Source organism: Pseudomonas sp. NFX15 (assembly GCF_049132105.1).
Lineage (GTDB): Bacteria > Pseudomonadota > Gammaproteobacteria > Pseudomonadales > Pseudomonadaceae > Aquipseudomonas.
The window spans coordinates 169,819-189,939 of the sequence record NZ_JAFMPV010000002.1 but is presented as its reverse complement, the minus strand read 5'-3'; the positions used below and the strand labels follow the sequence as shown (position 1 = coordinate 189,939).

The following is a 20,121-nucleotide window of genomic DNA, read 5'->3' as shown; positions in this document are numbered from 1 at the left end:
CTCCACAGGGTTATGGGTGTTTGATGCTGCTCAGTGTCATCGACCCGACCAGCAATTCATCGCCCTTGAGCTCGGCCAGCCCGGCGGTGCTGACTTTCTCCGGCGGATGCCCGGCGCCATGTTGCAGGTAGCTCAGCAAGTTACCCACCAACGGGTTGTGGCTGACCAGCAGCACCTCACTGACGGAAACCAGTTGCTCGGCCACCTTGTCCGGGTCGGTGTCCGGGGTCAGCCACTCGACAGTGCGGATTTCCGGCTCGAACGCCAACGCCTCGCGCACCAGTTGCGCGGTCTGCTGCGCTCGCAGGTAGGGACTGGCGTAGATCGCCGTCAGCGACTGGCCCCGCAGATGCGCGGCGCTGCTCAGCACTTCCTTGCGGCCGTGATCGGTCAGTTCCCGTTCCGAATCGTGGGGGCGGGTACCGTGCGGAACGGCTTCACCATGACGCAATACCCAGAGTTTCATAGCTTGGGTTCCTCATCTCGGGCCGGATGCGGTGCGGGCGCCACGACATGCGGCGCTTCACCTTCGGGGGTGCGCGGTGTCGGCCAGTCAGCGAACGGCCAGGGTTTCTGGTCGCTGTGAAAGCTGCCGAATCGGCCGATCTGTGCCAGAAACTGGCTCAGGCTGTCGCCGAAATTCATCAGGCTGGCGCTCGGGGCGCCATAAAACAAACGATAGATCAACTGCACGAGCACGACGATGCCGAGGACAAACTGCGCCACTTGCCACACCAGCACGAAGACGATCATCCACAACACGCGCAGCAGGATGGACTCGTATTTGGCCTCTACTTTTGGATCGTTCATGCGCAACTCCCTGCTTTCTGGCAAGCGTGATTAGTTGAAACCACTGGTGGAAATAAAGTCGACGTCGGTTTTCGGCTCGCCACGCATTAACAGACCAATGACCTGTTCCAACGTGCGGCCCTCGAACAGGATGGCGTGCAGCCCGGCGACCAGCGGCATGTACACGCCGACCTCCTGGGCCTTGGCCTTGAGCACCTTGAGGGTATTGACGCCTTCGGCGACTTCGCCAAGGCGCGTCACCGCCTCGTCCAGGCTCAGGCCTTGCCCCAAAGCGAAGCCGACTTGATAGTTGCGGCTCTTGGGCGATGAACAGGTGACGATCAAGTCGCCGACGCCCGCCAGCCCGAGGAATGTCATCGGGTTGGCGCCCTGGTTCACCGCAAAACGGGTCATTTCCGCCAGTGCCCGGGTGATCAGCATGCTCTTGGTGTTTTCGCCCATGCCCAGCGCTACCGCCATGCCGGCAATGATCGCGTAGACATTCTTCAACGCGCCGCCCAGTTCCACGCCGAAGCGGTCGGCGCTGGCGTAGACGCGGAAGGTGCGGCCATGCAACGCGGCCTGGACTCGCTGGCAGAGTTCTTCGTCTTCACTGGCGACCACCGTGGCGGTCAGCGCGTGTTCGGCGATTTCACGGGCCAGGTTGGGGCCGGACAGGACGCCGATGCGTGCCTGCGGGGCGATTTCTTGGAGAATCTCGCTCATCAGCTTGAACGTCTGGGCTTCAATGCCTTTGGTCAGGCTTACCAGCAATTTGCCGGTCAGGCGCTCGGCGAGGGGCACCAGCACTGAACGCAGCGCGCTGGAGGGCAGCGCGACAAAACACAGATCGCAGGCATCCAGGGTGGCTTGCAGGTCGGTGACCGCCGTGACGCCGGGCAGAATCTTGATACCCTTGAGGTAACGCGGGTTCTCGCGATTGACCCGAATGGCCTCGGCCTGTTCGGGGTCACGCATCCACTGAAGGACCTGATGCCCGTTCTCGGCCAGCAGATTAGCCACGGCGGTTCCAAAACTTCCGCCTCCCAGGACCGCAATTGGGCGCTGTTCAGTCATATGCAATCCGTTAATCCATACCAGTGGCGATGTCGGCATTATACGGGGCAGTCCCTTGACGGCCAGCCCCGACATCAAATACCGCCAGCCTTGGGAAGAAGCCCATGAAACCGAGGAAAATGCCGGCATCCGACATGGAAAACTCCTCCGGCTCGGTTAACATGCGCGCCATCAATCGTCGACAAGGATGTGTTGTGTCTCCGGGTTCTCCTTCACCACGCTCGTTTCGGGTCCTGGCGCTGAAGCTCAGCTCGCCGGCGTTAGCCGACGACCGGTTTATGCGCAACGATGCTGCCTGCGCGGAACGGGCGCTTTAAGATGCCGAACCATCTGGCCACGAACGCACCGACCTGGGGCCGGTGGCTGGCGATCCTTTGCCTGTCGATCGGCGGCATGTCAGGCAGCCTTGCGGCGAGGGCGGCCGATATTTTGCTCACCGGGGCCGAAGACAATCCGGGCGTACGGGCCTTCGCTCAAACCCTGAGCGAGCTACGGCCCCGGGACCACGTACGCTTCCAGACAGTGGCGAGCTTGCCGCTACCGGGCAAGTTGCCGGAAAACACCCGCCTGGTCCTGCTCGACCTGCCCAGTCTCGACTGGCGTCTGCAGGACGCCCAAGGGCCGGCGACACTGGTGCTGGGCATCAGCCGCCTGCAAGCCCGGCAACGTTTGAATAACAAGCTGCCCCCACGCCTGAGCCTGCTCTGGAGCGACCCACCGCTGGAGCGTCAGTTACGCCTGACCCGAACCCTGTTGCCGCAAGCCAAACGCGTGGGCGTGTTGTATGACCATCACAGCGAATTCCTGTTGGCGGAGCTGCGTCAGGCCGCCCACCCCTTGGGCCTTGAGGTCGTCACCCAGCGCTGGGACAACATTCACGACAGCCAACCCTTGCAGGCGCTGTTGAAAAGCAGCGACGTCTTGCTGGGGCTCGATGACCCTGACTTGTACAACCCGCAAACCGCCAAGAACCTGCTGTTGAGCAGTTACTCGCGGCAAGTGGCACTGATCGGGCCCAACGCAGGCTTCGTCAAGGCCGGGAGCCTGGCCAGCACCTATAGCGACCAGACCGATTGGCTGGTGATGCTCGATGAATTGCTCGAACGCTCACCGAGCAGTTGGCCGCGCACGCTTTATCCTCCCCGATTCAAAGTCGCGAGCAACCCGCAGGTGGCGCGTTCACTGGACATCGAGCCCATGGACGATGGGGCCGTCGCCATCTTGTTGGCCGAAGGAGAGCGCCGCCCATGAGCTTGCGCCGTCGCTGGGACATCAACACTCGCACGCAACTCATCAGCCTCGGCCCTGCCCTGCTGCTGACGTTGCTGTTGATCAGCTTCTTCACCTTCGTGCGCATCCAGGACCTTCGCCAGGAAATCACCCACACCGGTCAGTTGATCGCCAACCAACTGGCCCCCGCCACCGAATACGGGGTGATCTCGGGCAACAGCGAAGTCCTCGAAACCTTGCTCAAGGCGACGCTGGCCACACCCAACGTGAGCTTTCTGGAAGTCCAGGACAGCGCCAACCGGGTGCTGGTGTACGTCGAACAACCGAACGAACATCTCGACCGCGCGCAACAGCTCGAAGTGTTCCAGGCGCCTATAAGACTGCAACGCATCACCTTGCACAATGATTTTTTCCAGAGCAGCAAAACCGCCACCGCCGCCCCCACCGAGGACTACCTCGGCCGGGTGATCGTCGGGCTGTCCAACGATGCCTTCAGCCAACGCCAGCAAGAAATAGTACTCAAGGCCGCCATCCTCGCGCTGTTTGCCCTGCTATTTACCTTCCTCGTGGCCCGGCGCCTGGCGGGCAGCCTGTCGCAACCGATCCGCGATATCGGCAACGCGGTCAAGGCGATCCAGGACGGCGACTACAAAACCCCGCTGCCGATCGTCGACGACACCGAGCTGGGGGCGCTGTCGCAACACATCAACAACCTCGCCAGCGGCCTCGAACAGGCCAGCCGCGAACAGCACCAAGCCATGGCGCAATTGATCCAGACCCGCGAAGAGGCGGAAAAGGCCAACAACGCCAAATCCGATTTCCTGGCCATGATGAGCCACGAATTGCGTACCCCGATGAATGGCGTACTTGGCATGCTGCAGTTGCTGGAAACCACCGACATGACCGAGGAACAGGTCGAGTACGCGGCGCTGGCCTCGGAATCCACCGAACACTTGCTCAAGGTCATCAACGATATCCTCGACTTCTCGCGAATCGAACGCTCGGAACTGGAGCTGGAGCACATACCGTTCAATCTTGCCGACCTGATCGGCAGCTGTGCCCAGTCGTTCCAGCACAGCGCCGCGCAGCGCGGCCTCGACCTGCAACTGAAGATCCCCGAGGACATGCGCAGCTTGCAGGTCCAGGGCGACCCGACGCGCATCCGGCAGATCCTGGTCAACCTGGTCGGCAATGCGCTGAAATTCACCGAGCGTGGCCGCGTCACCCTCGAGGCGCAGTGGCAATCACTGGACCCCGAGTTGTTGTGGTTCACCTGCTCCGTACGCGACAGCGGCATTGGCATTGCGGCGCAAAGCCTGGAGTTGATGTTCAGCGCCTTCCAGCAGGCCGACAGTTCGATTTCCAGGCGCTACGGCGGCACCGGGCTAGGCCTGCCGATTGCCCGAACCCTCGCCGAACGTATGGGCGGCACCTTACGCGCGCAGAGTGAAGAAGGCCGTGGTTCGGTGTTTACCCTGGAAATCCCCCTGGCCTTGCACCAGCAACCGCAACCGCTGCTGGCCCCGCGTGTGCAAACCGGCAACAGCGGTGGCGAGGGGCGCAACGTGCTGCTGGTCGAAGACAATCCGGTCAACCAGACAGTCATCGAAGCGATGTTGCGCAGCCTGGGTTTCACCGTCAGCGTTGCCGCCGATGGCGCACAGGCGATTCGCAGCGCCGAGAGCCTGATATTCGAAGCAATTTTGATGGATTGCCGCTTGCCGATCATCGATGGTTACGAAGCCACCCGGCAGATTCGCCAATTGCCCGGTTGCACCGACCTGCCGATCATCGCCCTCACCGCCAACGCCTTGCAGGGCGACCGCGAGGCCTGTCTGTCGGCGGGCATGAACGATTATCTGGCCAAGCCATTCAAACGCACTGATCTGCAGCAAATTCTGCAGCGTTGGGTGCAGTAGTACAGGCCTTTCGACCATCTGTGACTGGCGTGAAAGTCGAAAGTGCGGCAGTCTTAGGCACCTCGACAGCCTCTAAAAGCGGCTTGAATAATAATTTCAGTGCACAAGTGTACATTCATGTCCCTTGTGCTGTGACTTTCACCACAACGCAATAGTCTATGAGTAGGCTGCCGGTTCGAGGCATGAACGCTTCGATCGGCCGGGAAGATTTGCCCCACCTGCCGCATGGGACTATTGAGGAGCTCGCATGACCAAACAAAACGCCTTTACTCGGGAAGACCTGCTGCGCTGCAGTCGCGGTGAGCTGTTCGGCCCAGGTAACGCGCAACTGCCCGCCCCTAACATGCTCATGGTCGATCGCATCACCCTGATCAGCCAGGAGGGTGGCAAGTACGGCAAAGGTGAATTGGTCGCCGAGCTGGATATCAATCCGGACCTGTGGTTCTTCGCCTGCCACTTCGAGGGCGATCCGGTGATGCCGGGCTGCCTGGGCCTCGACGCCATGTGGCAACTGGTCGGCTTCTTCCTGGGCTGGCAAGGCCTGCCGGGCCGCGGCCGTGCGCTGGGTTCGGGCGAAGTGAAGTTCTTCGGCCAGGTCCTGCCGACCGCCAAGAAAGTCACCTATAACATTCATATCAAACGCGTCCTCAAGGGCAAGCTGAACCTGGCCATCGCCGATGGTTCGGTGACTGTCGACGGTCGCGAGATCTACACCGCCGAAGGCCTTCGGGTCGGCGTATTCACCTCCACTGAAAACTTCTAAGGGTTATCCGCATGCGCCGCGTCGTTATCACTGGTCTGGGCATCGTTTCTTGCCTGGGCAATGACAAAGAGACCGTCTCCGCTAACCTGCGTGCAAGCCGCCCTGGCATCCGGTTCAACCCGGAATATGCTGAAATGGGTCTGCGTAGCCAGGTTTCCGGCTCCATCGACCTCAACCTTGAAGAACTGATCGATCGCAAGATCTATCGCTTCGTCGGCCACGCGGCAGCTTATGCCTACCTGGCCATGAAAGACGCCATCACCGACTCCGGCCTGACCGAAGAGCAGGTGTCCAACCCGCGTACCGGCCTGATCGCCGGTTCCGGTGGCGCATCGACCCTGAACCAGATGGAAGCGCTGGACATCCTGCGCGAGAAAGGCGTCAAGCGCGTCGGCCCATACCGCGTCACGCGGACCATGAGCAGCACCGTTTCGGCGTGCCTGGCCACTCCGTTCAAGATCAAGGGCCTGAACTACTCCATCGCGTCTGCCTGCGCCACCAGTGCTCACTGCATCGGTACCGCCATGGAACAGATCCAGATGGGCAAGCAGGACATCGTCTTCGCCGGTGGCGGTGAAGAAGAACACTGGAGCCAGTCGTTCTTGTTCGACGCCATGGGCGCCCTGTCCAGCAAGCGTAACGACACACCGGAAAAAGCTTCCCGCGCCTACGACGCTGACCGTGATGGTTTTGTCATCGCTGGCGGTGGCGGCATGGTTGTGGTCGAGGAGCTGGAACACGCTCTGGCCCGCGGCGCGAAGATCTACGCGGAAATCGTTGGCTACGGCGCGACCTCCGACGGCTACGACATGGTTGCCCCGAGCGGCGAAGGCGCGATCCGCTGCATGCAGCAGGCGCTGTCCACCGTCGACACCCCGATCGACTACCTGAACACCCACGGCACCTCGACCCCGGTCGGCGACGTTGCGGAAATGAAAGGTGTGCGTGAAGTATTCGGCGACAAGGCTCCGGCCATCAGCTCCACCAAAAGCCTGTCGGGTCACTCCCTGGGCGCCGCCGGCGTTCACGAAGCGATCTACTGCATGCTGATGATGGAAGGCAACTTCATTGCCGGCTCCGCCAACATCGACGAGCTGGACCCTGAGGTGGCCGACCTGCCGGTGCTGACCAAGACCCGCGAAAACGCCACCATCAACACCGTGATGAGCAACAGCTTCGGTTTCGGTGGCACCAACGCCACGCTGGTACTGAAGCGCTGGGAAGGCAAGTAATTCCCCGCGGCTGAGCCACACAAAAACGCCCCGACTGGTTCGGGGCGTTTTTTTTTGCCTGCGTTTGATTTCTGCTTTTGTAGGAGAAGCATTCAGCGGGCCTGCAAACATGAAACGTTTGTCATGAAACTCAAGGACCTGCGACCGAATGTCGCGGAATCCGGGGGCTGCAGGATTTTCTCCAGATTCGCAAAAGTCTGTTTCCAATTTGAAGCGTTTACTTAGCAAGCTAACAAAACATATAACAGAGTCCTGCACACGCCTTGCTGCAGATAACAGAGATTGGAGCTAGCAGATGACTGTAAAAGTAACTGAACGCGACGATTCGCATAAATCCCACGAAGGTGTAGCCGCCGGTATCCGCATCTGGGACGTGCATCAACAAGACATGCTGGTCGGGATGTTCCACTCCGAGACTGACGCCCATAACTACAAGGCCGAACTGGAAATGCTCGAGCGCAAACGCGAGCTCGCTACCCGTTAAAGACAGACTCTACCGATTTGCAGCTTGCCCCCACGCAGGGCAGGCTGCAATTGAGTCAAACGACTCAGGCAATGTGAATAGCCGTCAAATGGAGAGAGTCGTCGATCACCGCTCCTGGAACACCACCCAAGATGCGGCCCGCTTCAAGTTTCACCACCTCGCACTCACCCTCCCCCATGCCGTCATTGCGAATCGCGTACTGGAGCGAAGACGGATGGCGTTTGCTGTAGTCGAAGTCCATGCCACAGGCAATCAAAAAGTCGATTTTCGCCCCCGCCAGTTCAATTTCCTTGTCGCGCTCGCCGTCCTTCAACACGGCATAATCGAGGCACAAGTTAATGCCGAATGGACAACCCACCACAAGGCTATTGATAAATATGCCTTCATAACCGCCAAAGTAACTGTGCTCAGCCCGTACACTACTGGTTTTCTTTACCTTGACCACCTTCTCGTCAAACAACTTGAAGAACCAGTAACCGTCCTTCGATCCTACATGCCTGCCGAAATCGATGCCTGATACATAACGCTTGGGCCACATCGACATCAATGGCGTATCGACCTCATATTCCTTATTGGTAATTGTCAGTAAACAATTAATCACATCATAGTAACTCGACTCCCCCTCCCCCACTTTGATGAGCACCGCACAACTTCCCGCCAATAAAACAATTTTGCCGTATTGCTCCACTGGCAGTTCGCCTATCAACAACGCCACACACTCAGGCACTTTTGTCAGATAGGCCGAGTTCAGCGCGTGGAGCTCTTCCTCGCTGCGCACTGCATGCCAGGGAATGTTCCAAAAAAACTCAGGCAGGGTGAAAAACAGACACGCGGTTTCGCCATGATCCTCACGGGCGGCTTTGGCAGCGATCTTTATTTTCCGGCGCACCAGGTATGCGCGCTCGGCCAATTCATCATCCAGATAATCAAGGATGGATTGTTCAGGCATTCGCGGGTGCGATAATTCCGATTTATAAGTGGGTTGGCGTAACGAGGCGATACTTACCAGCATTGTCGATTTCCTTATTCATTCAAGTTCTTTCCATTGGTTTTCTCCCCTGAGCATATTCCGGGCAAAAGAAAACCCAAAAGAGCGTAGCGATACGCTCTTTCGGGTTCAATTGATTAATCCAGCAATGTACTAACAAACATGTTGTGCGAGCGCAGCAGTTACCACATCAGATCGTCAGGGATCTTGTAGGCCGCATACGGATCGTCCTCGGCCACCACCTCTTCGGTCTGCACATTCAACTGCACGATGCGTTGCGGGTCGCGCTCCTGGATCTTCAGCGCCGCCTCGCGGGGAATCACTTCGTAGCCGCCGGCGTGATGCACGATCGCCAGCGAACCGCTGCTGAGTTTATTGCGCATCAGGGTGTTGACGCAGATGCGCTTGACCTTCTTGTCGTCGACGAAGTTGTAGTAATCCTCGGTCGTCAGTTTCGGCAGGCGCGAGACTTCGATCAATTGCTTGACCTGGGCGGCGCGGGCCTTGGCCTCGGCCTTTTCCTGCTGCTGGCGGTTGAGTTCCTGGTCGCGCTTGACCTTTTCGGCCATGGCTTCCTGCGCCGCGCGCTGTTGGGAGTCATCCAGCTCGATCTGGCCTTTGTGGGCCAGGCGCTGCTGCTTCTGCTTGTCTTTGCTGACCTGCTTGGCCTGCTTCTGGTTGACCAGCCCTGCTTTGAGCAACTGGTCGCGAAGGGAAATGCTCATGGTGCTTATTACTCACTTAGGCCACTGCTCAACCGCAGTTGGGCAAATTCTTTTCCTGACGTTTGGCTTCGCCCCACAAGGCGTCCAACTCTTCGAGGGTGCAATCTTCCATGGGACGGCGGGTGTCGCGCAATGCCTGTTCGATAAAACGAAAGCGTCTTTCGAATTTGCCGTTGGCGCCACGCAATGCGGTTTCCGGATCGACCTTGAGGTGCCGCGCCAGATTAACCACGGAAAACAGCAGGTCGCCGATTTCATCAGCCACGGCCTCAGGATCGTTTTGCGACATGGCCTCGAGGACTTCATCGAGCTCTTCACGGACCTTATCAAGTACCGGCAAGGCGTCCGGCCAGTCGAAGCCGACCTGCCCCGCGCGCTTCTGCAATTTTGCCGAGCGCGACAGTGCAGGTAGTGCAGCGGGGACGTCATCGAGCAACGACAACTGCTCGGGTGCCGACGACTTCTCCGCACGCTCTTCGGCCTTGATCTCTTCCCAACGCTGCTTGACCTGCTCTTCACTCAGGCGCGGGACATCCAGCGGTGCATACAGATCACCGGTGGGGAATACGTGGGGATGGCGGCGAATGAGCTTGCGGGTGATGCTGTCGACCACGCTGGCGAATTCGAAACGCCCTTCTTCCCGAGCGATCTGGCTGTAATACACCACCTGGAACAACAGGTCGCCCAGTTCACCTTGCAGGTGATCGAAGTCACCGCGCTCGATGGCGTCGGCGACTTCGTAGGCTTCCTCCAGGGTGTGCGGGACGATGGTGGCGTAGGTTTGCTTGATGTCCCACGGGCAACCGTATTGCGGGTCGCGCAGGCGGTTCATCAGGTGCAGCAAGTCTTCAAGGCTGTACATCGGCGACTCTCGTCAAACACCCAGTAGGAGCTGGCTTGCCAGCGAAGTCGCTCGACGTGCCAGTGCAAAGTTCGAGGCCGCCTTCGCCAGCAAGCCGGCTCCTACAGGGTGGGATGGATCACGGCGTGCGGTTACGCCGGGTTTCGATGATGTTCGGCAACTGGGAGATACGCCCCAGCAACCGCCCCAATGCATCCAGCCCCGGAATCTCGATCGTCAGGGACATCAACGCGGTGTTGTCCTCCTTGTTCGAGCGGGTGTTGACCGCCAGCACGTTGATCCGCTCATTGAGCAGCACCTGCGAGACGTCACGCAGCAAACCGGAACGGTCGTAGGCGCGGATGACGATGTCCACCGGATAAGTGAGCACTGGCACCGGGCCCCAGCTGACCTGGATGATCCGCTCGGGTTCGCGCCCGCTCAGTTGCAGCACCGAGGCGCAGTCCTGGCGGTGAATGCTCACCCCGCGGCCCTGGGTGATGTAGCCGACGATCGCGTCGCCCGGCAATGGCTGGCAGCAGCCGGCCATCTGGGTCATCAGGTTGCCGACACCCTGGATCTGGATATCGCCGCGCTTGCCCGGTTTGTAGCCGGTGGCCTTGCGCGGGATCAGTTCCAGCTGTTCGTTGCCGCGTTCCGGCTCGACCAGTTGTTGCGCCAGGTTGACCAGTTGCGCCAGGCGCAAGTCGCCGGCACCGAGGGCGGCGAACAGGTCTTCGGCGGTTTTCATGTTGGCCTTGTCGGCCAGCTTGTCAAAATCCACCGCCGGCAAACCGAGGCGAATCAGTTCGCGCTCCAGCAGGGTTTTACCGGCCGCGACGTTCTGGTCACGGGCCTGCAACTTGAACCAGTGAACGATCTTCGCCCGCGCCCGGGACGTGGTGACGTAACCCAGGTTCGGGTTCAACCAGTCGCGGCTCGGCGTGCCGTGCTTGCTGGTGATGATCTCGACCTGCTCACCGGTTTGCAGGCTGTAGTTGAGCGGCACGATGCGCCCGTTGATCTTGGCGCCCCGGCAGTTGTGGCCAATTTCGGTGTGCACGCGGTAGGCGAAGTCCAGCGGCGTCGCCCCCTTGGGCAAGTCGATGGCATGACCGTCGGGGGTAAAGATGTAGACGCGGTCCGGCTCGATATCGACCCGCAGCTGTTCCGCCAGGCCACCGATGTCGCCCAGCTCTTCGTGCCATTCGAGGACCTGACGCAGCCAGGAAATTTTCTCTTCGTAGTGATTGGAGCCCGACTTGACGTCGGTGCCCTTGTAGCGCCAGTGCGCACACACGCCGAGTTCGGCTTCTTCGTGCATCGCGTGGGTGCGGATCTGTACTTCCAGCACCTTGCCCTCAGGCCCGATCACCGCCGTGTGCAGCGAGCGGTAGCCGTTCTCTTTCGGGTTGGCGATGTAGTCGTCGAACTCTTTCGGGATGTGCCGCCACAAGGTGTGGACGATGCCGAGCGCGGTGTAGCAATCGCGCATTTCCGGCACCAGCACGCGCACTGCACGCACGTCGTAGATCTGGCTGAACTCCAGACCCTTGCGCTGCATTTTGCGCCAGATCGAATAGATGTGTTTGGCCCGGCCGCTGATGTCGGCATCGACGCCGGTGGCCTGCAATTCGTTTTTCAGCTGGCTCATCACGTCGCTGATGAAGCGCTCGCGATCCAGTCGCCGCTCGTGGAGCAACTTGGCGATCTGCTTGTACTGGTCCGGCTCCAGGTAACGGAAGGACAGGTCCTCCAGCTCCCACTTGATGTGACCGATACCCAGGCGATGAGCGAGCGGCGCGTAGATGTCGAAGACTTCGCGGGCGACGCGGTTGCGCTTTTCGTCGTCGGCGGTCTTCACCGCACGGATCGCGCAGGTGCGCTCGGCCAGTTTGATTAGGGCGACGCGAACGTCGTCGACCATGGCCACCAGCATCTTGCGCAGGTTTTCCACCTGCCCCTGGGTGCCCAGCACCAGGGATTTGCGCGGGCTCAGGCTGTCGCTGATCGCGGCCATGCGCTGCACGCCGTCGATAAGCTTGGCGACCACCGGACCGAAGCGCTGGCTGACGGCCGGCAGCTTGATCTGGTCTTCGCGCACGCCGCGATACAGGATCGCGGCGACCAGTGAATCCTGATCGAGCTTGAGATCGGCGAGGATTTCGGCGATTTCAAGGCCGGTGCGGAAGGTCGAGTTGCCTTCCGACCACAAGTTTTGTGCCGCATTGGCTTGCTGTTCGGCCTCGCGAGCGTACTCGCAGGCCTCCTTCAAGGCTTCGCGATCCAGTGCCAGGTCGACACTGACCGCATGATCGAGCCAAGCCTCGAGATTGATACTGCCGTCGGTGTTGATCGGCTGGTGTGCTCTCACCTGTACCATCTTGCTTACCTTCCCTACGACGCAGATTCAATGCGTCAAATCGCTGACCTTCGTTGCCCGTGCGCCCACGTCGGGCTGAGTGCGCAGTGGCACGGGCGGGCCAGTCGGACCAGACGAACCTTCCTAGCTCGCTTCAAATAACGCCATGGCCTCGACATGTGCCGTTTGAGGAAACATATCGAGAATCCCGGCACGTTTTAACCGGTAACCCTGCTTGATCAATTCGACCGTGTCGCGCGCCAGCGTTGCCGGGTTGCACGATACATACACCAACCGTTCGGCGCCCAGGGTCTTGAGCTTGCGCACAACCTCGAAAGCACCGTCACGCGGTGGGTCCAAGAGTACCGCACAAAAGCCTTCGGCGGCCCATACAGCGTCCGTCAAAGGCTGGGATAAATCGGCCTGAAAAAACCTCGCGTTATGCAGATTATTGCTAGCGGCGTTCGCCGCAGCGCGGTCGACCATCACCTGCACGCCTTCGACCGCCACCACTTCATGGGCGGCCTTGGCCAATGGCAAGGCAAAATTGCCCAGGCCGCAGAACAGGTCGAGTACACGCTCGTCCGCCGTCGGCTTCAACCAGTCCAGCGCCTGGGCCACCATGGCTTCGTTGACGCCGGCGTTGACCTGGATAAAGTCCCCTGGCCGATACGCCAGTTCCAGATCCCATTGTTCAAGGCGATAGCCCAGCGCCTGATCGGCCTCGACCGGCTGCGGTTCGCCGTCGCCATGCAGCCACAACTGGGCTTGGTGGAACGCGCAGAAATCCTTGAGGATGGTCAGGTCGCTTTCGGACAACGGTGCCATGTGCCGCAGCAACACGGCGAGTTTCGAGCCGCTGAACAATTCAACATGCCCAAGCGCCTGGGGTTTGCTCAAGCGCCGGAGCATCTCCGGCAAGCGGGCCATGATCGGTTGCAAAGGCTGTACCAAAACCGGGCAATCATCGATGCCGACGATGTCCTGGCTACCCGCGGCACGGAAACCCACTTCGAGTTTTTTCGCCTTGTTGTCCCAGCGCACCGCAACGCGGGCGCGACGTCGGTAAGCGAACTCTGGCCCGCTCAATGGCGCCGCCCATTCTTCGGGCACGACACCGGCGACCTTCGACAGCTGCTCGGCGAGCATGCGCTGTTTCAGGGCGAGTTGGTCGTGGTGAGGCAGATGCTGCACGCTGCAACCGCCGCAACGACCGGCATGGGCACACGGTGCCGGTCGGCGCAATTGGCTGGCCTTGAACACGCGTTCGGTGCGCGCCTCGACCACTTTGCCGTGGGCACCGAGTACACGCGCCTCGATGTCTTCACCGGCCAATGCGCCGATGACGAACCAGGTGCGGCCTTCGAAAAACGCGATGCCGCGACCGTCATTGGCCAGGCGCTCGATGGTCAGGCGCTGCTTTTTGCCGGTCGGGATTTGCGGGGCCTTGCTGCCGCCGGTGGGCTGGAAGCGCAGGCCTCTCTCTTGCTTGGCCATCAGTTGGGCGCGTCGAAAATGCCGGTCGACAGGTAACGGTCGCCACGGTCGCAGATGATCGCGACGATCACCGCGTTTTCAACTTCTTTGGACAGACGCAGCATTGCCGCCACGGCACCGCCCGAGGACACACCACAGAAAATGCCTTCTTCGCGGGCCAGGCGACGGGTCACGTCCTCGGCTTCGCTTTGTGCCATGTCGACGATGCGGTCGACGCGATCGGCCTGGTAGATCTTCGGCAGGTATTCCTGGGGCCAGCGACGGATGCCCGGGATTGCCGAGCCTTCCATCGGTTGCAGGCCGATGATCTGCACGTTGTCGCTCTGCTCTTTCAAGTAGCGCGACACGCCCATGATGGTCCCGGTGGTGCCCATGGAGCTGACGAAGTGGGTGATGCTGCCCTGGGTCTGGCGCCAGATTTCCGGGCCGGTGGTGGTGTAGTGCGCTTCGGGGTTATCGCCGTTGGCGAACTGATCGAGCACCTTGCCACGGCCTTCGGCTTCCATACGCTGCGCCAGGTCGCGCGCGCCTTCCATGCCTTCTTCCTGGGTGACCAGGATCAGTTCGGCGCCATAGGCGGTCATCGCCGCCTTGCGCTCGGCGCTGGAGTTGTCGGGCATGATCAGGATCATCTTGTAACCCTTGATCGCGGCGGCCATCGCCAGGGCGATCCCGGTGTTACCCGAGGTCGCTTCGATCAGTGTATCGCCGGCATGGATCTGCCCGCGCAGTTCGGCGCGAGTGATCATTGACAGCGCCGGACGGTCCTTGACCGAACCCGCCGGGTTGTTCCCTTCGAGCTTGAGCAAAAGGGTATTGCTGGTGGCGCCGGGCAGGCGCTGCAAACGGACCAGCGGAGTGTTGCCGACGCAATCGGCGATGGTTGGGTACTGCAAGGTCATGGCGTATTCGCAATCCAGACTGCGGGGGCGACTATCATACCGGCAAACGTTCGCAGGCCATATCACGCAAAGTGCGATGCTTATGGTTTATGGGAATAAGCCCATATCTTGCGGTAAGCATGAGGGCCTCTTCGCTGACAAGCCTGCGCCTAAAGGGATCGCGGGGGATCAGATATTTACGGCCATTGTAGGAGCTGGCTTGCCAGCGAAGGCGTCGCCACTGGCGATATCATCATCCGCCAACAAACGCATATTCAGCCGCAACCCGCTCCCGCTGTTCTGCGCCCACAACTGCCCACCCTGACGCTGCACCGCATTGCGGGCGATGCTCAGCCCCAGGCCGAATCCACCGTCGCCAGGCCTCGACCCATCAAGACGAGTGAATGGCAGGAAGATCCGTTCCAGATCGGCCTCGGCCACCCCGCCGCCCTGGTCTTCGAGCCACAGGTGCCAATATTTTCCGTCACGCTGCCCGCCCAGCAGTACCAACCCACCGTTGGGTGAATGCCGGATGGCATTGCGCAGAATGTTTTCCAACGCCTGGGCCAGCGTATTGAGATGCCCGCGCACCCAGCAGGAGGCATCCACCGAGCATTGCAGTTGAGCCGTGGGCCAGCCACTTTCATAGCAGGCATTCTCGGTGAGCATTTCCCATAGGGCCTGGACCTGGATCGCTTCGTCGGGCAACCGAGTGCGTTCGGTGTCGAGCCAGGCCAGTTGCAGCGTATCTCCCACCAGGCGTTGCATGCCATCGACTTCACGACCAATGCGCTCGCGCAATGGCTCAAGACCTGCTTCGCTTTCACTGGCCACGCGCAGGCGACTCAATGGCGTGCGCAATTCGTGGGACAAGTCGCGCAGCAGTTGCTGTTGCATCGCCACGGTGCTTTGCAGGCGTTCAGCCATGTGATCGAACGCCCGGCCCAACTCGCCCAGTTCATCCGAGCGATCCGTGGTGCGGGTCGACAGCCGTACATTCAGTTGATCGGCACGCCAGGCATTGGCCTGTGCGCGCAAGTGATTGAGCGGCACCACCAGCAGGCGATACAGCCCGACGCACAGCAGCAAGGTGAACAATCCTGGAATCACGCCGTTGGTGATCACTCGCCAGAACACACGGTATCGGCCCGGCACAAAACGTTGCGGCAACTCCATCACCAGGCTGCCTGCCTGCGGATTTTCCGGAAACGGTACGCGCATCCATGGCCGGCCCTTCTTGTGGATGGGCCAGTCGAGGCCGCGCAGGAACGTCAGGCGCTCGATTTCGATGTCCGTCAAAGCTTGACTGCTCAATGACTGCAAATCACCGCCAATCACCCCCACCCAACTTTTTTCGCGCTGTTGCATAGCCTGCAACCAGTCATCGATGCCGCCTCGCTGCCCTGCTATCCACGCCTGTTCGGCCTCACTGGCGTAACGCGTCAGCGTGCCCCGGGCCTCATCGGAGAGGAACTGGTTGCGTTCCTCCATATAGCGGCCCCACGACCAACTCAGCCAGATCATCAGCAAACAGAACGCCACCAGCAGGCAGGCCAGCTTCCAGAACAGCGAATGTCTGCCCGGCAAACTACATTTCATCGGCGACGCTCAGGATGTAGCCCTTGCCCCAGACCGTACGCACTTCGCGCTCGGTGTAGCCGATGGCCTTGAGTTTGCGGCGGATCTGGCTGATGTGCATGTCCAGGCTACGATCATGGGCCGCGTAGCCGCGTTGCAGCACCTGCTGATAAAGGAAGGCTTTGCTCAGCACTTCGTCGATGCTGCGGTGCAAGGTTTCCAGCAGCCGATACTCGCTGCGGGTCAGGCCAGCTGCCTGTTCGCCATAAAACACTTCGAAGCGTTCATCGTCGAAGCGCAGGCTGTCCAGCGAAGGCGCAGGCGCGCTCGGCGCTGGCCGCCGGTCGAGTGCCACCCGCCGCAGAATCGCTTCGATGCGCACCCGCAACTCCACCATGCTGAAGGGTTTTGGCAGGTAATCGTCGGCCCCCAGGCGAAAGCCGCTGATGCGATCGGCCTCGGCGCCGAGGGCCGACATCAGCAACACTGGGGTGCAATGGCTCTGGCGCAATTGGGTCAGGACCGCCAGACCGTCCAGGCCCGGCAGCAGGATATCCATCAGCACCACGTCGAACGGCTGGCGGCGGGCCATGTCCAGGCCTTCCTGGCCGTTCTGGCACCAGGTCACCTGGAAGCCGCTGCGGTCCAGGTGTTCATGAACATAGGCGCCGAGCACGAGGTCGTCTTCGATGGACAGGATTCGGGGAAGGCCGGCAGTGATGGGATTCATGACTATCTGCAAATAGTTCTCAGTTGTGCTGATTATTCAAGATTGCCTCGCCAGGAGCAACCCACGCTTTGCCTGTATTACAAATGAGTGCGGCGGACCGACGAATGACCGGACCATTTTTACGAAGATTGCCCGCGAGCAAATCGCTACACTGCGCAAGGACTGCGTCGCGGGTGCGGGTGCAGGTTTTTCAATGGCGGGATGCAGGAGAGTGGCGTGCTCAAGAAACTGGGAATCAAAGGCCGCGTGCTGTTGCTGACCCTGTTGCCAACCAGCCTGATGGCGTTGGTGCTGGGGGGCTATTTCACCTGGATGCAACAGGCGGACCTGCAAACCCAACTCATGCAGCGCGGCGAAATGATCGCCGAGCAGTTGGCACCGCTGGCAGCGCCAGCCATGGGCCACCAGGACAGCGAACTGCTCGAACGCATCGCCACCCAGGCCCTCGAACAAACCGACGTGCGCGCCGTGACCTTCCTGGCACCCGACCGTATGCCGCTGGCCCATGCAGGCCCGACGATGCTCAACCAGATGCCGTCGGGCAGTGGCTCACACATGCTGCGCAGCAGCGGCAGCGATGCAACGCGCTATCTGCTGCCGGTGTACGGCAAACACCGCAACCTCGCCGGCGACGTGATTCCCGCGGAAGCCGAACGCCTGCTCGGCTGGGTCGAACTCGAGTTGTCCCATAACGGCATGCTGTTGCGCGGCTACCGCAGCCTGTTCGCCAGCCTGATGCTGATCGCTGCCGGGTTGATTGGAGCAGCCCTGCTGGCATTACGCATGGGCCGCACCATTAATCAGCCGTTGAGCCAGATCAAGCAGGCCGTGTCCCAACTCAAGGACGGTCATCTGGAAACCCGCTTGCCGCCCCTCGGCAGCCAAGAGCTGGACGAATTGGCTTCGGGCATCAATCGCATGGCCGGCACCCTGCAAAACGCCCAGGAAGAATTGCAGCACAGCATCGACCAGGCCACCGAAGACGTGCGCCAGAATCTCGAAACCATCGAAATCCAGAACATCGAACTGGACCTGGCGCGTAAGGAAGCCCTGGAAGCGAGCCGGATCAAGTCCGAGTTCCTGGCCAACATGAGCCACGAAATCCGCACGCCGCTCAACGGCATTCTCGGTTTCACCCACCTGCTGCAAAAAAGCGAGCTGACGCCGCGCCAGCTCGACTACCTGGGCACCATCGAAAAATCCGCCGACAGCCTGTTGGGCATCATCAACGAAATCCTCGACTTCTCGAAAATCGAGGCCGGCAAACTGGTGCTCGACCACATTCCGTTCAATCTGCGCGATCTGTTGCAGGACACCCTGACCATCCTCGCCCCGGCCGCCCACGCCAAGCAGCTGGAACTGGTGAGCCTGGTCTATCGCGACACGCCGCTGTCGCTGGTGGGGGACCCGCTGCGGCTCAAGCAGATCCTCACTAACCTTGTGAGCAACGCGATCAAGTTCACCCGCGAAGGCACTATCGTCGCCCGCGCCATGCTCGAAGAAGAACACGAAGACACCGTGCAGTTGCGCATCAGCATCCAGGACACCGGCATCGGCCTGTCGAACCAGGACGTGCGCGCCCTGTTCCAGGCGTTCAGCCAAGCCGACAACTCACTGTCGCGACAACCCGGCGGTACCGGATTGGGGCTGGTAATTTCCAAGCGTTTGATCGAGCAGATGGGCGGCGAGATCGGCGTCGACAGCACACCGGGTGAAGGCTCGGAATTCTGGATCAGCCTGAGCCTGCCGAAAACCCGCGACGATGCCGAAGACTTGCCCAGCGCGCCGCTGCTCGGGCGCCGGGTGGCGGTGCTGGAAAACCACGAGTTGGCGCGCCAGGCGTTGCAGCATCAACTGGAAGATTGCGGCCTCAGCACGACGCCGTTCAATACCCTGGAAAGCCTGACCAATGGCGTCACCGCCGCCCACCAGACCGACCTGGCGATTGACCTTGCGGTGCTGGGCATCACCAGCAACGTCATGCCGCCGGAGCGCCTCAACCAGCACATTTGGGACCTCGAACACCTTGGCTGCAAGGTGCTGGTGCTGTGCCCGACCACGGAACAGACGTTGTTCCATCTTTCAGTGCCCAACCCCCACAGCCAGCTCCAGGCGAAACCGGCCTGCACGCGCAAACTGCGACGCTCCCTATCCGACCTGGTCAATCCGCGCCCGATGCGCAGCGAACCGGGCGAGCCGCTGTCCAGCCGTGCGCCGAAGGTACTGTGCGTTGACGACAATCCGGCCAACCTGTTGCTGGTGCAGACCCTGCTCGAAGACATGGGCGCCAAGGTGCTCGCGGTGGACAGTGGCTACGCCGCCGTCAAAGCGGTGCAGAACGAAACCTTCGACCTGGTGCTGATGGACGTGCAGATGCCGGGCATGGACGGTCGCCAGAGCACCGAAGCCATTCGTCTCTGGGAAAGCGAACGGCATTGCACGCCCCTGCCCATCGTCGCCCTCACCGCCCACGCGATGGCCAACGAAAAACGCGCGCTGCTGCAAAGCGGCATGGACGACTACCTGACCAAGCCGATCAGTGAACGGCAACTGGCGCAAGTAGTGCTGAAATGGAGCGGTCTGGCGCTGCGCAATCACAGCCCGGAACGCGCTGGCGATGGCCATGGCGGCAGTCATGAACTGCAAGTGCTGGACCCTGAGGAAGGTTTGCGCCTGGCCGCCGGCAAGGCTGACCTGGCCGCCGATATGTTGGCGATGCTGCTGGCGTCGCTGGAAGCCGACCGCGAGGCCATCCGCCTGGCGCAGCAGAGCAACGATCACAATGCGCTGATCGAACGGGTCCACCGCCTGCATGGCGCGACGCGTTACTGCGGCGTACCGCAATTGCGCGCCGCCTGCCAACGCAGCGAAACCCTGCTCAAGCAACAGGACCCGAAAGCCCGGGTGGCACTGGAAGACCTCGACCGGGCCATCAATCGCCTGGCGGCCCAGGCGCGGATGAATGCTTGATGTAACGCAACTGCGCGGATTGAACATCCGCGTAAGCTCACCGCTGCCCTTGTAG

General features: G+C 60.7%; 18 protein-coding genes. 6 read left to right on the top strand and 12 right to left on the bottom strand.

Translation table 11 applies throughout. The features are described 5' to 3' along the window. Positions 1-10: 10 nt before the first annotated feature. The 4 genes from sixA to J1D76_RS02990 are packed head-to-tail and all read right to left on the bottom strand — an operon-like array spanning position 11 to position 2,002. Entirely contained in the window at positions 11-466 is a 456-nt protein-coding gene (sixA, locus tag J1D76_RS03005; protein WP_421136961.1) for a phosphohistidine phosphatase SixA, read from the bottom strand. After that, positions 463-810, bottom strand: coding sequence for a DUF4389 domain-containing protein (locus tag J1D76_RS03000; RefSeq protein ID WP_421136960.1), 348 nt, complete (start codon positions 808-810; stop codon positions 463-465). Before J1D76_RS03000 ends, sixA begins: the two co-directional genes overlap by 4 nt. 30 nt (positions 811-840) lie before the next feature. Continuing rightward, complete coding sequence (locus J1D76_RS02995) at positions 841-1,866, bottom strand: NAD(P)H-dependent glycerol-3-phosphate dehydrogenase (protein ID WP_421136959.1); 1,026 nt, start codon at positions 1,864-1,866, stop codon at positions 841-843. Positions 1,867-1,876: 10 nt separating this feature from the next. Further along, entirely contained in the window at positions 1,877-2,002 is a 126-nt protein-coding gene (locus J1D76_RS02990; protein ID WP_421136958.1) for a hypothetical protein, read from the bottom strand. Positions 2,003-2,184: 182 nt separating this feature from the next. Here J1D76_RS02990 and J1D76_RS02985 point away from each other — a divergent pair, with 182 nt between their 5' ends. From J1D76_RS02985 to J1D76_RS02965, 5 genes are all read left to right on the top strand, one after another. Further along, positions 2,185-3,117, top strand: a complete 933-nt coding sequence (locus J1D76_RS02985; RefSeq protein WP_421136957.1) for an ABC transporter substrate-binding protein — start codon at positions 2,185-2,187, stop codon at positions 3,115-3,117. Continuing rightward, positions 3,114-5,015, top strand: a complete 1,902-nt coding sequence (locus J1D76_RS02980) for an ATP-binding protein (protein ID WP_421136956.1) — start codon at positions 3,114-3,116, stop codon at positions 5,013-5,015. The genes J1D76_RS02985 and J1D76_RS02980 overlap by 4 nt, the downstream gene beginning before the upstream one ends. A 247-nt stretch (positions 5,016-5,262) precedes the next feature. Then, positions 5,263-5,778 (top strand): 3-hydroxyacyl-[acyl-carrier-protein] dehydratase FabA, encoded by a 516-nt coding sequence (gene fabA, locus J1D76_RS02975; RefSeq protein WP_421136955.1) that lies wholly within the window; start codon positions 5,263-5,265, stop codon positions 5,776-5,778. Positions 5,779-5,789: 11 nt separating this feature from the next. Continuing rightward, a complete protein-coding gene (gene fabB, locus J1D76_RS02970) occupies positions 5,790-7,010 on the top strand; it encodes a beta-ketoacyl-ACP synthase I (RefSeq protein WP_007974551.1) in 1,221 nt (406 codons plus the stop codon). Between the two features lie 295 nt (positions 7,011-7,305). Then, positions 7,306-7,494: a hypothetical protein gene (locus J1D76_RS02965; RefSeq protein ID WP_421136954.1), complete on the top strand. Its 189-nt coding sequence runs from the start codon at positions 7,306-7,308 to the stop codon at positions 7,492-7,494. Positions 7,495-7,558: 64 nt separating this feature from the next. Here the strand turns inward: J1D76_RS02965 and J1D76_RS02960 are convergent, their stop codons facing one another. The 8 genes from J1D76_RS02960 to J1D76_RS02925 form a co-directional block, all read right to left on the bottom strand. Then, positions 7,559-8,506 carry a hypothetical protein gene (locus J1D76_RS02960; RefSeq protein ID WP_421136953.1) on the bottom strand — a complete coding sequence of 316 codons (948 nt, stop codon included), beginning with the start codon at positions 8,504-8,506 and terminating at the stop codon, positions 7,559-7,561. A 158-nt stretch (positions 8,507-8,664) separates the two neighbouring features. After that, the gene (locus J1D76_RS02955) at positions 8,665-9,207 is read right to left on the bottom strand and encodes a DUF2058 domain-containing protein (RefSeq protein WP_421136952.1); all 543 of its coding nucleotides are present in this window, start codon (positions 9,205-9,207) and stop codon (positions 8,665-8,667) included. Between the two features lie 28 nt (positions 9,208-9,235). Continuing rightward, the gene (mazG, locus tag J1D76_RS02950; protein WP_421136951.1) at positions 9,236-10,069 is read right to left on the bottom strand and encodes a nucleoside triphosphate pyrophosphohydrolase; all 834 of its coding nucleotides are present in this window, start codon (positions 10,067-10,069) and stop codon (positions 9,236-9,238) included. Positions 10,070-10,187: 118 nt separating this feature from the next. After that, the gene (relA, locus tag J1D76_RS02945; RefSeq protein ID WP_421136950.1) at positions 10,188-12,431 is read right to left on the bottom strand and encodes a GTP diphosphokinase; all 2,244 of its coding nucleotides are present in this window, start codon (positions 12,429-12,431) and stop codon (positions 10,188-10,190) included. A 123-nt stretch (positions 12,432-12,554) separates the two neighbouring features. Beyond that, the gene (gene rlmD, locus J1D76_RS02940; RefSeq protein WP_421136949.1) at positions 12,555-13,907 is read right to left on the bottom strand and encodes a 23S rRNA (uracil(1939)-C(5))-methyltransferase RlmD; all 1,353 of its coding nucleotides are present in this window, start codon (positions 13,905-13,907) and stop codon (positions 12,555-12,557) included. Next, on the bottom strand, positions 13,907-14,809 hold the full coding sequence (cysM, locus tag J1D76_RS02935) for a cysteine synthase CysM (protein ID WP_421136948.1): 903 nt from the start codon (positions 14,807-14,809) through the stop codon (positions 13,907-13,909). The genes rlmD and cysM overlap by 1 nt, the downstream gene beginning before the upstream one ends. 168 nt (positions 14,810-14,977) lie before the next feature. Continuing rightward, complete coding sequence (locus tag J1D76_RS02930) at positions 14,978-16,387, bottom strand: histidine kinase sensor domain-containing protein (RefSeq protein ID WP_421136947.1); 1,410 nt, start codon at positions 16,385-16,387, stop codon at positions 14,978-14,980. Beyond that, on the bottom strand, positions 16,377-17,096 hold the full coding sequence (locus J1D76_RS02925; RefSeq protein WP_421136946.1) for a response regulator transcription factor: 720 nt from the start codon (positions 17,094-17,096) through the stop codon (positions 16,377-16,379). Before J1D76_RS02925 ends, J1D76_RS02930 begins: the two co-directional genes overlap by 11 nt. A 216-nt stretch (positions 17,097-17,312) precedes the next feature. Here J1D76_RS02925 and J1D76_RS02920 point away from each other — a divergent pair, with 216 nt between their 5' ends. Continuing rightward, entirely contained in the window at positions 17,313-20,066 is a 2,754-nt protein-coding gene (locus J1D76_RS02920) for a response regulator (RefSeq protein ID WP_421136945.1), read from the top strand. Positions 20,067-20,121: the final 55 nt, after the last annotated feature.